This is a genomic window from Ruegeria sp. BJ6, assembly GCF_056537885.1.
In genome coordinates this window covers 475,297-488,157 of record NZ_JBQFSG010000002.1, presented here as the reverse complement: position 1 = coordinate 488,157, position 12,861 = coordinate 475,297, and the positions used below count along the sequence as shown (strand labels likewise).

Genomic DNA, 12,861 nt, shown 5'->3' with positions numbered 1-12,861 from the left:
TTGATTACTTGTCAGATTCGGACTCTGCCATCATGGCCTCATCCTCGGCCTCTTCATCGTCATAGTAGCCGTCGGCCCGCAATTGCGCCTCACGCTTCTTTTCGACCCGCGCGACAAGGAAGATCGACACTTCGTAAAGGCCATAGACGACAACAAACAGGATGATCTGAGTGATCACATCCGGCGGCGTAACAAGTGCGGCCAAGACCAGAATGCCCACCATCGCATATTTTCGAACACTGCCCAGCCCCTCGGCGCTGACCAGCCCGGCCTTGCCCATAAGCGTCAGCAGAACAGGCAACTGAAAACACAAACCAAAGGCAAGGATGAACTTCAGGGTGATATCGAGTGACTCGTTGACCTTGCCGAAGAACGTGATCTTCACACCTTCAGTGGTTTCCGGAACGACCACGATCTCTTCCGGAACATCACCGGTTGTCGCCGACAGAAGATTGGCAAAAATCGAACTGACGTCCGCAAAGCCCAGAAAGAACTGCATCGCCAACGGCGTGACCACAAACTGAGCAAAGGCAGCACCCAGCAGGAACATGAACGGTGACGCGATCAGAAACGGCAGAAACGCGCCCTTTTCAGACCGATACAGCCCCGGCGCCACAAAACGCCACAGCTGATACGAAATCACTGGAAACGCCAATGCAAACCCGAAAACCATGGAAATCCGGAACAGCGTAAACAGGTATTCCTGCGGTGAGGTGTATTGCAGTGTCGGTGATGGATCACCCAGTTCGCGCAACGTTGCCTCGATCGGCTGCACCAAAAACTGCAGGATCGGTTCCGCAACTGTGAACGCCACAACGATGCCGACAATAAACGCAATGACCGCGCGGATCAGCCGCGTGCGTAACTCGGCCAGATGCTCAATCAATGGGGCCGAGGAATCCTCGATCTCGTCGGTGTTGGTCATGTCTTGCTTTCAGTGTTCAGCGCGGCCTCGGCTTCTTCGGCCTTGGCTAGCGCATCAGCGGCTTCCTGGGCCTTCCGTTCCGCAGCGGCGCGGGCAGTGGTGGCCTGAATTTTCTTGGCTTGCTCGGCCCGTTCAGCGGCCAGCTTGCCGGTCTCGCTTTCCGAGTCGAACTTGGTTGGATCAATGCTTTTCGCCATGTCCTGCGCCGCTTCCTTGACGCTGTCCATTGCAGTACCGACCGGATTCGTCGCCGCGTTCAGACCCTTGCGGATCTCGTTCACACCAGCCTCGTCCGCCGCTTCGTTCATCGCGTTGCTGAACTCGCGCGCCATACCCCGGGCTTTGCCTACCCAGCGGCCGACGTTGCGAAACAGCACCGGCAAGTCCTTTGGCCCCACCACAATCAGGGCGACGACGCCAATGACCAGAAGTTCGGTCCAGCCCAGATCAAACATGCCGGATCAGACCTTGTCCTTGTCGGTCTCGGGCGTAACGTCCTTGGCCAGCTCCGAAGCATCCTGCTCCAGCTCGTCCGCGCCTTCTTTGACGCCTTTCTTGAACGAGGTGATGCCCTTGCCCACTTCGCCCATCAGCGAACTGATTTTGCCACGGCCAAACAGAACCAGCACCACAACGGCGATCAGCAGAAGACCGGGAAGACCGATATTGTTGAGCATGTCTTTTCTCCTTTTGCGTCGGCGCTGAGCGCGCCGGGAATTCGATTTCGACCTGTGTTTACGCCCCCATGGCCGCCCACAAAAGGGAAGCAGATCAAATTGGTGTTCAAAATTGATGTGATTGCGCGATTTTTGGGGACTCGCTTTCCTCAACTGACAGGTTTATGTCAGTTGAAGGTGACTAGGAAGAGGCATCGAAACCTGGTCAACGGAGACTCAAATGACCCACGTCGCAGAAATCGTCACCTTTACCCTCGCCAATGGGACCACCCCGGAGGAGTTCGTTAAACTCAGTCAGGCGTCCGAGGCTTTTGTCCGCGCCGCCCCCGGTTTTGCCCATCGCCAGTTGAGCCAGGGTGAGGATGGCCGCTGGACTGATTATGTCATCTGGAAAGACATGAAGGCCGCGCAAGATGCCGCCGCGCAATTCCCGCAACAGGACTTTGCCCCGGCCCTGATGGCGGTAATCAACCCCGACAGCGTCCAGATGCGTCATGAGAACGTGCTATGGAACATGACCGCCTAAAGGCGGTCCGGACGGCGTTTCATGCGCCGCACTGACCGTCTGTTCGATATCATCCAGATTCTGCGCGACGGCAAACTGCACCGCGCGCAGGACATCGCGGACCGGCTTGAGGTTTCGGTCCGCACGATCTATCGCGACATGGACACACTTGTCGCTTCGGGTGTCCCGGTCGAGGGCGAACGCGGTGTGGGCTACATGGTGCGCGAACAGATCACCCTACCCCCGCTCAATCTGACACCGGCCGAGTTGGAGGCGCTGAACCTCGGGATGGCCATTGTGGCCGAGGCCGCCGACCCGGACCTCAAAGCTGCAGCAGAATCTTTGGCCGACAAGATTGATACCGTCCTGCCGACACAGGTTGTCGCCGAAGCTGATGCCTGGAAATTCGCGGTCTACCCCTTTGCCGATGCCGCGCGTGGACTGGCCCACATGGCCCCGATCCGGGCCGCAATCAAATCACGCCAGAAATTGCGTCTGTCCTACCGCCGGATCGACGGGGTTTCCACAGACCGGACCATCCGTCCGCTGCACATGGAATATTGGGGCCGCGTCTGGACACTGACCGCGTGGTGCGAGTTGCGTGACGCGTTCCGCGTATTTCGGATTGATCTGATCGAGGCCGTCGCACCATTGCCCGAGGTCTTTGCTGATGAGCCCGGCAAACGTCTGGCCGACTATGATCCAGACGCCTGACGGGCATTAGACCCGGCATGCCCTCGCAAGAGCAATGGCCCCGATATTTGCTACTTCAGATAGGGCTCGGGGTCGACTGACTCGAACCCCTGACGCACTTCGAAATGCACATAGGCGTTGTCACCTCCGCGCAGCGACGCGATCTTTTGCCCGCGCTTGACCCGATCGCCCTTTTTGACCGAGATCGCATCGACGTTGGCATAAACCGTCAGCAGGTCGTTCTTGTGCCGCACCACGACGATCGGCACCTGATCCGCATCAGCAGTGATTGCCGCCACGGTTCCCGCTTCGGCTGCGGTCACTGCGGTACCCGGCGCTGCCGCGATGTCGATGCCTTCATTCTTACCCTTGCTGTATGGCCGAACGATCTTGCCGGACACCGGCAGAGCCAGCGCCGAATTTGCCGCGCCACTGGGCGCCTCTGCGGTCACATCGGGCGCAGGTGTAAGCGGCGCGATATTTTCATCGGGCAATGGTTGCGTCGCACTGGGTGGCGTCGGCGTCTGCGACCCCTGCCCCGGCTGCGACGTCGGTTCAACCACCGTCGGGGCCACGGTTGCTTGCGGCGCGGCCTGATTCTTGACCGGGATCAGAAGGAACTGCCCTTCGCGTACCATGAAATCCGAGCTCAGCCCGTTCCATTCCGCCAGGGATTCGACCGGCACCTGATAGAGGCGCGCAATGGTATAGGCCGTCTCTCCGCGTTTGACCTTGTGTCGAACGGGTTCCGGGCCGGCCGCAACCGGCGCAGGCGCGGGTTTGGCCGGTTCCAGCGTTGTCGTCTGCACCGCTTCCGTGCCCGGAGCGGAATCGATGGCTGTAGTAGCGATAGTCTCAATATCGACAGTGCCTGCCGCTCCGCCGACCGAGCGCGGCAAGGCAAGCACTTCACCCTCTCGCAACGCATCGTCTGTGGACAACCCGTTGAATCGCGCCAGTTCCCCTTCGGGCAGACCAACGCGCGCCGCGACATCTCTGACGGTGTCACCGCTTTTTGCGACCGCAACCTGATAGTTCGGATACGTGATCACACCACGCGCATCCGGTGCCGGTCGGCTGGATGTGCTGGCGGTCTGCGCAGCGTTGGTGGTGGAAAAACCACCCAGCTGACCGCGCAGGTCGTAGTCCAGCGGCCCTTCGCAAGCAGCCAGAACCATCAATGCCGCGACCGCGGTCGCAGGGCGAAAAATACCTGATTTTGAAACTGCTCTCATCTCTCTATCCTCAAAGGCCGCCCCTGTTGGCCGGGGTTTCGGCACATAAAGCAGATACTTTCTAGACCTCGTCCTTACCCAGCCCCTCGATCAGGGGAACAAAGCGGACGGGCAACAATTCGTCATAGTCCAGACCGGTTTCAGTGCGTCTGACCCTGATCAGGGTCTGCACCGCATCCGACTGGCCCACGGGCAAGACCATGATACCGCCGATTTTCAGCTGCGCCAAGAGCGGCCCGGGCGGATCTTCGGCGGCCGCAGTCACGATGATACGGTCAAACGGCGCCTGTTCAGGCAAACCATGTGAGCCGTCGGACAGCATTGCCGTAATATTCGTCATCCCAAGGTCCCGAAACAGCTGACCGGTTTCGCGCACCAGCCGCTTGTGACGCTCAACCGTGTAGACCCGGCGCGCCAGCTTCGACAGGATTGCTGCCTGATAGCCCGAGCCCGTACCGATCTCCAGAACCGTATCTCTTGGGCGCACTTCCAGGGCCTGCGTCATCAGTCCCACCACAGACGGCTGGCTGATCGTTTGCCCGCAGGCGATGGGCAAAGGTGTGTCCTCATAGGCGCGTTCAGAAAACAGCCCTTTGACGAACTGACCGCGGTCTACCTGCTCCATCGCGGCCAACACGCGCGCGTCAGTCACCCCACGCGACCGCAGGGCAAACAGAAACTGCATTTTTGTTTCAGGGCTTGGTCCGCTCATTCGATCGTCTTCAGTGTCTCCAGCGCGTCATACGCGGTCAGATCCGCCCGCATCGGCGTCACCGAGATATAGCCTTCAAGGTTGACTGCGGCGTCTGTTCCCGGCGCAGTCGGGTTGTGCTGATAGCCACCCTTTATCCACAGGAAACGACGGCCCGATGGCGAGCTGTGTGGTTCAACCCCGAAATGCGTGTCCCGGCGGAAGCCCTGCGGAACAACGCGCGTTCCCAGAACCTCACCAGCGGGAACCGGCGGGAAATTGACGTTATAAAACAACCGGTAATCCGATTGCTCCTCGGGTGTCGCGTCCAAAATGCGCCGGATCAGATCCGCCGCATACCTCGTCGCGGTTTCGAACGGATCTTCCAAACCCAGATTACGTGGGCCGAAATATTGCGAAAGCGCGATCGCGGGCAAACCTTGCAGCGCCGCCTCCATCGCGCCGCCGATCGTACCGGAATACAGAGTATTCTCGGCCGAGTTATTGCCCCGGTTGACACCCGAAAGAACCAGATCCGGCGGATTGTCTTTCATCACGTCATGCAGCCCCGCCAAAACGCAATCGGCCGGAGACCCTTCGGCGGCATAGCGGCGTTCACCCAGTTTGGCGATCATCATCGGATGGGTATAGCTGATGCAATGCCCCACACCGGATTGTTCGAACGCAGGCGCAACGATCCAGACTTCGCCGTCCGGACCAGCCAAATCATGCGCAATACCTTCCAGCGCAGCCAGCCCCGGTGCGTTGATACCATCGTCATTTGTCAGAAGAATTCGCATAAAGCCTGCTCCACCCGCGGTTTGGCCCTTGATAGACCCGCCCCCGCGTCGCGGCAAGCTGACCCTGCCCGCAATATGCGGCATTCGCGCACCACTTGCCGGTAAACTACATAATGCTCTGTCTCAGGCTGGAAACACGAAACAACGGTTGCGCCGCACCGTCAGCCACATCACCCGCCCCGGCTGCGGCACAAAGACGTTCGGCACAGTAGCTTTCAGGATCGAGCCGTCGAAATCCATCCGGAATTCCACAAGGCTTTCGTTGCCCAGAAACCGGGCGCGCTCGACAACACCCCGTGCAGGCACGCCATCGCTCGGCGTGGGCATCGGGCCCTTACCGTTGCGGTCGAAATCCAGCTTCACGTGCTGAGGTCGAAAGACGATCTCGACATCCGTAGCGTCCGGAACGCCCGGCGCCAGAAACTGTCCAAACGGCGTGTCCGCCAGGGCTCCGTTAACTTGCGCCTGCAAGACATTAAGATCACTGAAGAATGCGACAGCTTCCTTGTCCACAGGGCGAGTATAGACGTTGTAAGGTGCGCCCTGCTGAACGATCTTGCCACGCCGCATCAACGCGACCTCGTCGGCCATGCGCATGGCCTCTTCCGGTTCATGCGTGACCAGTAGAACAGCGGCATCCTCTTCTTTGAGAATGGCCAGCGTTTCATCCCGAATGCCATCACGCAAACGGTTGTCGAGGCCCGAAAACGGCTCGTCCATCAACATGATCCGCGGGCGTGGCGCCAGAGCACGCGCAAGGGCAACCCGCTGTTGCTCCCCCCCAGACAACTGATGCGGAAACCCGTCGACAAAGCGCATCAGGTCGACCTTGGCCAAAAGTTCTTCGACCCGCGCGCGTTTTTCATCCTTGCCGCCTTTGAGGCCAAAGGCCACGTTGTCGGCAACACTCAGATGAGGAAACAGGGCAAAGTCCTGAAACATCAGGCCAATTTCACGCCGCTCGGGCGGCACACGAAACACCGTGTCGCAGACAAGCTTGCCGTCCACATAGATTTCGCCGGAATTCTGCATCTCGACTCCGGCGATCATCCGCAGCGTCGTCGATTTGCCGCACCCGGACGGGCCCAAAAGACAGGTTACCTGACCGGCCTGAATGCTGAGCGAAACGTCGTCAACGACTGTGCGCCCGCCAAAACGGCACACAAGATTGCGGATTTCCAGACGCGGAGGAATTGCCTTATCCGTCACCGATGGACCCCATTGCCTTTCCCGATCAAATCCATCGGGCTTGCGCGGGGATAACAACCCATCCCCTCGGGCGCAAGGCGTCAGCAGCAACCGAACCACGGTGCGCCACCTGATCGCGAATTTGCAACGATGGCCGCGTTAGTCTCACCTGAGCAGAAACTCGTCGCCTTCACGGAAACACATATCGTGCAATTTCGGACCGGATCATTCCAAAAGTTCGAAATCCAGGCCTGCGCGCACCCGTCCGTTGACCTGTATCTCAAGCCGGTGTGACCCCGGGACCAGCCTGAACGTCGTCGCATCACCCTTCAGCTTGTGCCGTTTTCCCAGCCTCAGGCCGCCGCCCTTTACCTTGGCTTGTTTCAGTTTGTGAACCTTGGCTGAGGTTTTTCCGCCAGGGCGCTGAAAATAAATAATATAATCGACCAAAACTGGCTGTTCATCCTGCCCCTCGATGTCGACCGAAAACTCCAGCGCATCACCGATCCGGGCCTCTCCGTCCAGACTGATCGAAACTGTCAGATCAGCATCAGGGTCAAAACCAAGCAGTTTCATCGCTTCGGGGTGGCCGGCCTTCACTAACCCGCGCAATGCATGAGAGGTCATCCATTGCAACTCGTCCGGGCGCTGGCGATTTCCGTCGCGCCATCCCTTTAGACGATCCAGAACAAGATCTGGGTCCTTCTTTGCTATGTCGTTCAAGTGGTTTGCAATGGACCGCGTGACATATCGCGTCCCATCTCCGTGCAACTGGTCCAGCAACGGCAGCGGATCGCTCAGCTCCAATCCAACGGCCATTCCCCAGGGAAGGCGCGGCCGGGTACCTTCGCTGACCAGCCTGCGCACGTGGTAACTGGAATGCAGGCACCATTCCTGCATCCGCGCCATCACTACATCCGGCCATTGGTTCAGAAACGGACGGATCGCCCACTCCATCGAAAATCTCTGGGTCAACTCTTCGATCACATCCAGCGCCAGCGCAGGATGCTCAAGACCAACCGCTGCAACCCAATCCCCCAGCGGCGCAAAGATAAAGTCACCGAAATCGTCATCCGTCTTGTTTGGGTCCAGCGGCGGCGGCAGGGCGCGCAGGATCACCGGGGCGACCTCTGGCAATTCACCCGGAACTGCCGCCTGCAGACAGGTGGCGATCCACGCCATCCTTTCCTTCAACTCAAGCTCCGGCAGGCGATCCATGACCTGTGCCTCAAACCCTGCGGCATCAAACCCAGGTTCGCCCTCGGCGAAAAGCCCCGCCAGATAGCGGGTCTTTTCAGCATTAAACAATTGATCTTTAAGTGAAAAATTTTGCGCCATCATCACATCGTCAAGTTTGTTCCGCCACCATCCAACAGAATGTTCTGCCCGACGATGAAACCGGCATGTTGCGAACACAGGAACGCACAGGCCGCACCAAATTCCTGCCGCGTGCCATAGCGGCGCGCAGGGATCGTCGCGGCACGTTCCGCGCGCGCCTCATCCATGGAAATCCCCTTTTGCGCCGCCACACCGCCGTCCAGCGAATCCGCCCGGTCCGTGGCGTGAATGCCCGGCAGCAGGTTGTTGATCGTCACTCCATGGGGCGCCACCTGCCGCGAGGTACCCGCGACATACCCGGTCAGCCCTGTGCGTGCCGCATTGGACAGGCCAAGCGCGGCAATCGGCGCGCGCACGGATTGCGAGGTGATATTCACCACCCGACCCCAGCCCTTGTTCATCATCCCCGGCAACAATGCCTTCATGAACGCAATCGGTGTCAGCATGTTGGCATCCAGCGCCTTGATGAAATCGTCTCGATCCCAATCCGACCACAGTCCGGGCGGTGGACCACCGGCATTTGTGACCAGAATATCAACGCCCTGCGCAGCTTCGATCACCTGCGCCTGACCTTCGGCCGAAGTTACGTCGCAAGCGACAGTCTGCACCTCAACCCCGTGCTCGGACCGCAACCGCGCCGCTTCGGCCTCCAGCGCCTCGGCGCCGCGCGCGTTCATCACAAGATCTACACCCGCGGCCGCCAGCGCCTCGGCGCAGCCAAGACCCAACCCCTTGCTGCTGGCACTGACCAGCGCACGTTTTCCTTGAATTCCTAGGTCCATCTGACCCTCCCTGACAGTCGTTGCCCGCATGTCTAACACCGCCCCGTCAAAGAAGGCCAGAATTGCAGTCAGCTCTTAATAAAAGAACTCTTCCCGGACGATCTTGCCATCGGCGACGTGGTAGACACCCACTTCACGCATATCGAATGCCTCGCCGGTTTCCTTAACCTTTCCCTGCACTTCAAAGATCACGGCAAAGCGGTCATCGCCATGGGGAAACGGATCGCTGACCGATGCGCCCGACACCTCATGCGCGCTTTCCCACCACTCGTGCTTGCCACGAATAGCGTCGCGCCCATGGATTTCGCGCCCCATGCCTGCCATCTCCATCGCCTCGACCGAGACCGCATCCGGCGCATAAAGCTTTTCAAGATTCTCTTTGGCCCGGTTTTCGCGGCAACCAGCCACCAGCTCGTCAGCGATTTCTTTCAAATTCATTGGTCCACTCCATCATTTGTTCACTATATGTTCTTATTGCCATAGCCACATGATTCGAACCACCCCCCTTTGTCTTGCCTCGGCAGGATTCCACGCCTATACGCGCGCACATGCTTGATACCGCCACGAACCAACCCGTATTGCCGCCCGAGATTGCGCGGCGCAGAACATTCGCCATCATCTCGCATCCGGATGCGGGCAAGACGACGCTGACCGAAAAGTTCCTGCTGTACGGCGGCGCCATCCAGATGGCCGGCCAAGTGCGCGCCAAGGGCGAGGCTCGGCGCACGCGTTCGGACTTCATGCAGATGGAAAAAGATCGCGGTATCTCGGTCTCGGCATCAGCCATGTCGTTCGACTATGACAACTTCCGGTTCAATCTGGTGGATACGCCCGGTCACTCGGACTTTTCCGAGGATACCTATCGCACGCTGACGGCGGTGGACGCGGCGGTGATGGTGATCGATGGCGCGAAAGGTGTCGAAAGCCAGACGCAGAAACTGTTCGAAGTCTGCCGCCTGCGCGATTTGCCGATCCTGACCTTCTGTAACAAGATGGACCGCGAAAGCCGCGATACGTTCGAAATCATCGACGAAATTCAGGAAATGCTCGCCATCGACGTCACACCAGCCGCGTGGCCCATCGGCGTGGGTCGCGATTTCATCGGCTGCTATGACATGCTGCGCGACCGGTTGGAGCTGATGGACCGCGCCGACCGCAACAAAGTGGCGGAAAGCATCGAAATCAACGGGTTGGACGATCCGAAACTGGCCGAACACGTACCCGAGCATCTGTTGGAAAAACTGCTGGAAGAGGTCGAGATGGCACGCGAATTGCTGCCCAAACTCGACCCGCAGGCGGTGCTCGAGGGGCACATGACCCCGATTTGGTTCGGCTCGGCCATCAACTCGTTCGGTGTCAAGGAACTGATGGAGGGTATCGGCGCCTATGGCCCGCAACCACAAGTTCAGTCCGCTGAACCGCGTCAGATTTCACCTGACGAAAAGAAAGTTGCGGGCTTTGTTTTCAAGGTGCAGGCCAACATGGACCCCAAGCACCGCGACCGCGTGGCTTTCGTGCGTATGGCAAGCGGCCATTTCAAGCGCGGCATGAAGCTGACCCATGTGCGGTCGAAAAAGCCGATGGCGATTTCGAACCCGGTGCTGTTCCTCGCCTCCGACAGGGAACTGGCGGATGAGGCTTGGGCCGGTGACATCATAGGCATCCCCAACCACGGCCAGTTGCGCATTGGCGATACCCTGACCGAGGGCGAGGCGCTGCGCGTCTCGGGCATCCCGTCCTTTGCACCTGAACTGCTGCAAGGTGTGCGTGCGGGCGATCCGATGAAGGCCAAGCATCTGGAAAAGGCCTTGATGCAGTTTGCCGAAGAAGGTGCTGCCAAAGTGTTCAAACCCTCATTCGGTTCTGGCTTTATCGTCGGCGTCGTCGGCGCGTTGCAATTCGAAGTGCTCGCCAGCCGGATCGAGATGGAATACGGCCTGCCCGTGCGGTTTGAAGCCTCGCAATTCACCTCGGCCCGCTGGGTCAGCGGAGAAAAGGCCGAAGTCGAAAAATTCGTCAACGCCAACAAGCAGCACATCGCCCATGACCATGACGGCGACATCGTCTATCTGACCCGCCTTCAATGGGACATCGACCGGGTCGTCCGTGACTATCCGGACCTGAGCCTGACCGCGACCAAAGAGATGATGACCTAGTCAGACCCGTTTAAGGATCAATTGCCTTCAGAAACGTAGAGTAAACGTACCCTACAAACCCCTGCCGGGTGCGGACGCGCCACCACGCGCCGTCAACACCCAGACGCTCCACGATTGTACGCTCGGGCAATGCGCCGACCTTTTCACCGCCGGGCGACCTGCGGAAATTCAGATGTGCGGGCGCTACACCCGACACGCGGTAACGTGGCGCCTTCATCTCGGCCGGCATGTCGTCAACGGAGTGGTTGGGGCCATCGTCCATCTCGGCCGCCACGCTGGAGCGCAGCAATTCGCCCACTTCACGATGTCCGACAACCGAAGGGTCAAAAGCCAGTCGGATGATATCCCACTTGTTGTTCTGAGGAACATTCAGGTTCGGCTCGACTTCGGCGTGAGTCAAAATCTTCGTTGGCGTCACAATGATCCCGTATTTCTCGGCTAGATCCGCCACAACCAACATGGCCCGATCCCATTGGACCTGTGTCATGGGATGCGAACCCGCATCGAACGGAGACCGCCTGGCACCTGCCATGCAGCACAGCGACACCCCGATCGCCGCGGTATTTGCACCCTTGGTGTGGCGGGCATAGTTGGAGCTCATGGGGCGTGCGTTGTCGGCAATTGAACGGGTTCCGCGCACAAGCTCTCCATCGCCTTCCACCAGAATATGGTAGGCTTTCTTGTCGACACTGTTGGCACGATGCGCTCCGGCGGTCCAATGCAGGTGAATACGATCCATCTCAACGTCCGGCATCCACGAGGCAGGTACGATACGTGTCATTGTAATCTCCTTAAAAACAAAGGTATGAACTGATTAAAGTGGCGCGATTGTATCACAATTCGGCACAGCCCCAAAACAGACCCCGTCGCGATGACCCAAGCCCCATCAGCCCCCCAGGACCGCGTGACCACCCCGACATGGGGCATCGTGTCGACAATCCGCGGACAGGTCCCAGACATCCTGAAATTCGCGGCCTATCACCTGGAAATGGGCGTAGACCGGATGTACCTGTACCTGGACGAGCCCAACCAACAGGCGTTCGATGCGCTGCGCGCCCATCCCAAAATCCACGTGCGTGTCTGCGACGATGCCTATTGGGACAGCCGACGACGCAAACGTCCGGAAAAACATCAGGTTCGCCAGACCGATAACGCCACGTTCACCTATCGGAACACCGATCTGGACTGGCTGACCCATATCGACATCGACGAATTTCTGTGGCCCCTAACCCCCATAACCGACCTTCTGGCCGCTGTGCCTCCCGAAGTCCCAGCCGTTCGAACTCGCCCGCTAGAGGCCCTGGCGGGCGGTGAGGAACTGTACAAAGCCTTCATTCCAGCCGGCCCCGAACGCGCGGCGCTGGTTCAGTCGATCTATCCAAATTACGGTGAGTTCGTTCGGGGCGGCTTTTTCAGCCATCTTCAGGGCAAACTGTTCGCCCGAACCGGATTGCCGAAGCTGAGCTATCGCATCCACAATCTGTACCAGTTCAGACAGCCCTTGCCCTGCGACACCGAATTGCCGCAGGTAGACCTGTGCCACCGGCACGCCCCTGACTGGGATCATTGGCTGGCGCATTACCGGTTCCGTCTGGCGCGCGGATCCTATCAGGCTGATATGGCCCCCAATGTCCCGCGCGAATCCGGCGGTTTGAACATGAATGAACTTCTCACCGGGATCGAAGAAGACGGCGGCGAGGCGGGTTTGCGCAAATTCTACGATGAGATCAGCGGTGCCAATCCAGACGTCCGCACCCGGCTTGAGGACCTCGGCATGATCCGGCACAGACCGCTGAGTTTGGACCGGAAAGTGGCGAAACACTTTCCCGAAAGCGTCTGAATTGTTGCGAAAAATCTCAAACAGAGGCGAT

General features: G+C 59.0%; 15 protein-coding genes. 4 read left to right on the top strand and 11 right to left on the bottom strand.

The window, feature by feature from the left end; translation table 11 throughout:
- Positions 1 to 4: 4 nt before the first annotated feature.
- From tatC to ACR0D6_RS07690, 3 genes are read right to left on the bottom strand one after another with little or no spacing between them, the layout of a single operon-like run.
- Positions 5 to 925, bottom strand: coding sequence for a twin-arginine translocase subunit TatC (gene tatC / locus ACR0D6_RS07700; protein WP_170652226.1), 921 nt, complete (start codon positions 923 to 925; stop codon positions 5 to 7).
- Complete coding sequence (gene tatB, locus ACR0D6_RS07695; RefSeq protein ID WP_170652223.1) at positions 922 to 1,380, bottom strand: Sec-independent protein translocase protein TatB; 459 nt, start codon at positions 1,378 to 1,380, stop codon at positions 922 to 924. Before tatB ends, tatC begins: the two co-directional genes overlap by 4 nt.
- A 6-nt stretch (positions 1,381 to 1,386) precedes the next feature.
- On the bottom strand, positions 1,387 to 1,602 hold the full coding sequence (locus ACR0D6_RS07690) for a twin-arginine translocase TatA/TatE family subunit (protein ID WP_074734275.1): 216 nt from the start codon (positions 1,600 to 1,602) through the stop codon (positions 1,387 to 1,389).
- Positions 1,603 to 1,822: 220 nt separating this feature from the next.
- On the opposite strand from ACR0D6_RS07690, the gene ACR0D6_RS07685 reads away from it, so the two are divergent.
- Positions 1,823 to 2,128, top strand: coding sequence for a hypothetical protein (locus ACR0D6_RS07685; protein ID WP_480449772.1), 306 nt, complete (start codon positions 1,823 to 1,825; stop codon positions 2,126 to 2,128).
- Positions 2,129 to 2,149: 21 nt separating this feature from the next.
- Positions 2,150 to 2,821, top strand: coding sequence for a helix-turn-helix transcriptional regulator (locus tag ACR0D6_RS07680; RefSeq protein ID WP_480765061.1), 672 nt, complete (start codon positions 2,150 to 2,152; stop codon positions 2,819 to 2,821).
- A 50-nt stretch (positions 2,822 to 2,871) separates the two neighbouring features.
- Here the strand turns inward: ACR0D6_RS07680 and ACR0D6_RS07675 are convergent, their stop codons facing one another.
- The 7 genes from ACR0D6_RS07675 to ACR0D6_RS07645 form a co-directional block, all read right to left on the bottom strand.
- The gene (locus tag ACR0D6_RS07675) at positions 2,872 to 4,035 is read right to left on the bottom strand and encodes a LysM peptidoglycan-binding domain-containing protein (RefSeq protein ID WP_480765060.1); all 1,164 of its coding nucleotides are present in this window, start codon (positions 4,033 to 4,035) and stop codon (positions 2,872 to 2,874) included.
- A gap of 61 nt (positions 4,036 to 4,096) precedes the next feature.
- On the bottom strand, positions 4,097 to 4,747 hold the full coding sequence (locus tag ACR0D6_RS07670) for a protein-L-isoaspartate(D-aspartate) O-methyltransferase (protein WP_170652216.1): 651 nt from the start codon (positions 4,745 to 4,747) through the stop codon (positions 4,097 to 4,099).
- Positions 4,744 to 5,526 (bottom strand): 5'/3'-nucleotidase SurE, encoded by a 783-nt coding sequence (gene surE / locus ACR0D6_RS07665; protein ID WP_480449775.1) that lies wholly within the window; start codon positions 5,524 to 5,526, stop codon positions 4,744 to 4,746. Before surE ends, ACR0D6_RS07670 begins: the two co-directional genes overlap by 4 nt.
- A 123-nt stretch (positions 5,527 to 5,649) precedes the next feature.
- Positions 5,650 to 6,708: an ABC transporter ATP-binding protein gene (locus tag ACR0D6_RS07660; RefSeq protein WP_480765248.1), complete on the bottom strand. Its 1,059-nt coding sequence runs from the start codon at positions 6,706 to 6,708 to the stop codon at positions 5,650 to 5,652.
- 231 nt (positions 6,709 to 6,939) lie between these two features.
- The gene (locus ACR0D6_RS07655) at positions 6,940 to 8,052 is read right to left on the bottom strand and encodes a DNA alkylation repair protein (protein ID WP_480765059.1); all 1,113 of its coding nucleotides are present in this window, start codon (positions 8,050 to 8,052) and stop codon (positions 6,940 to 6,942) included.
- Positions 8,053 to 8,054: 2 nt separating this feature from the next.
- Positions 8,055 to 8,834, bottom strand: a complete 780-nt coding sequence (locus tag ACR0D6_RS07650; protein ID WP_480765058.1) for an SDR family oxidoreductase — start codon at positions 8,832 to 8,834, stop codon at positions 8,055 to 8,057.
- Positions 8,835 to 8,909: 75 nt separating this feature from the next.
- A complete protein-coding gene (locus ACR0D6_RS07645) occupies positions 8,910 to 9,272 on the bottom strand; it encodes a nuclear transport factor 2 family protein (RefSeq protein ID WP_480765057.1) in 363 nt (120 codons plus the stop codon).
- 110 nt (positions 9,273 to 9,382) lie between these two features.
- Between ACR0D6_RS07645 and ACR0D6_RS07640 the strand changes: the two genes are divergently transcribed.
- Positions 9,383 to 10,990 carry a peptide chain release factor 3 gene (locus ACR0D6_RS07640; protein WP_480765056.1) on the top strand — a complete coding sequence of 536 codons (1,608 nt, stop codon included), beginning with the start codon at positions 9,383 to 9,385 and terminating at the stop codon, positions 10,988 to 10,990.
- 10 nt (positions 10,991 to 11,000) lie between these two features.
- Here ACR0D6_RS07640 and ACR0D6_RS07635 read toward each other — a convergent pair whose 3' ends face one another.
- The gene (locus tag ACR0D6_RS07635; RefSeq protein WP_480765055.1) at positions 11,001 to 11,771 is read right to left on the bottom strand and encodes an N-acetylmuramoyl-L-alanine amidase; all 771 of its coding nucleotides are present in this window, start codon (positions 11,769 to 11,771) and stop codon (positions 11,001 to 11,003) included.
- 90 nt (positions 11,772 to 11,861) lie between these two features.
- Here ACR0D6_RS07635 and ACR0D6_RS07630 point away from each other — a divergent pair, with 90 nt between their 5' ends.
- Positions 11,862 to 12,830 (top strand): glycosyltransferase family 2 protein, encoded by a 969-nt coding sequence (locus tag ACR0D6_RS07630; RefSeq protein ID WP_480765054.1) that lies wholly within the window; start codon positions 11,862 to 11,864, stop codon positions 12,828 to 12,830.
- Positions 12,831 to 12,861: the final 31 nt, after the last annotated feature.

What these genes read in the sequence shown, in the direction of transcription:
- tatC (WP_170652226.1), bottom strand. Translation starts at nt 925, where the DNA reads ATGACCAACACCGACGAGATCGAGGATTCCTCGGCCCCATTGATTGAG.
- tatB (WP_170652223.1), bottom strand. Translation starts at nt 1,380, where the DNA reads ATGTTTGATCTGGGCTGGACCGAACTTCTGGTCATTGGCGTCGTCGCC.
- ACR0D6_RS07690 (WP_074734275.1), bottom strand. Translation starts at nt 1,602, where the DNA reads ATGCTCAACAATATCGGTCTTCCCGGTCTTCTGCTGATCGCCGTTGTG.
- ACR0D6_RS07685 (WP_480449772.1), top strand. Translation starts at nt 1,823, where the DNA reads ATGACCCACGTCGCAGAAATCGTCACCTTTACCCTCGCCAATGGGACC.
- ACR0D6_RS07680 (WP_480765061.1), top strand. Translation starts at nt 2,150, where the DNA reads ATGCGCCGCACTGACCGTCTGTTCGATATCATCCAGATTCTGCGCGAC.
- ACR0D6_RS07675 (WP_480765060.1), bottom strand. Translation starts at nt 4,035, where the DNA reads ATGAGAGCAGTTTCAAAATCAGGTATTTTTCGCCCTGCGACCGCGGTC.
- ACR0D6_RS07670 (WP_170652216.1), bottom strand. Translation starts at nt 4,747, where the DNA reads ATGAGCGGACCAAGCCCTGAAACAAAAATGCAGTTTCTGTTTGCCCTG.
- surE (WP_480449775.1), bottom strand. Translation starts at nt 5,526, where the DNA reads ATGCGAATTCTTCTGACAAATGACGATGGTATCAACGCACCGGGGCTG.
- ACR0D6_RS07655 (WP_480765059.1), bottom strand. Translation starts at nt 8,052, where the DNA reads ATGGCGCAAAATTTTTCACTTAAAGATCAATTGTTTAATGCTGAAAAG.
- ACR0D6_RS07650 (WP_480765058.1), bottom strand. Translation starts at nt 8,834, where the DNA reads ATGGACCTAGGAATTCAAGGAAAACGTGCGCTGGTCAGTGCCAGCAGC.
- ACR0D6_RS07645 (WP_480765057.1), bottom strand. Translation starts at nt 9,272, where the DNA reads ATGAATTTGAAAGAAATCGCTGACGAGCTGGTGGCTGGTTGCCGCGAA.
- ACR0D6_RS07640 (WP_480765056.1), top strand. Translation starts at nt 9,383, where the DNA reads ATGCTTGATACCGCCACGAACCAACCCGTATTGCCGCCCGAGATTGCG.
- ACR0D6_RS07635 (WP_480765055.1), bottom strand. Translation starts at nt 11,771, where the DNA reads ATGACACGTATCGTACCTGCCTCGTGGATGCCGGACGTTGAGATGGAT.
- ACR0D6_RS07630 (WP_480765054.1), top strand. Translation starts at nt 11,862, where the DNA reads ATGACCCAAGCCCCATCAGCCCCCCAGGACCGCGTGACCACCCCGACA.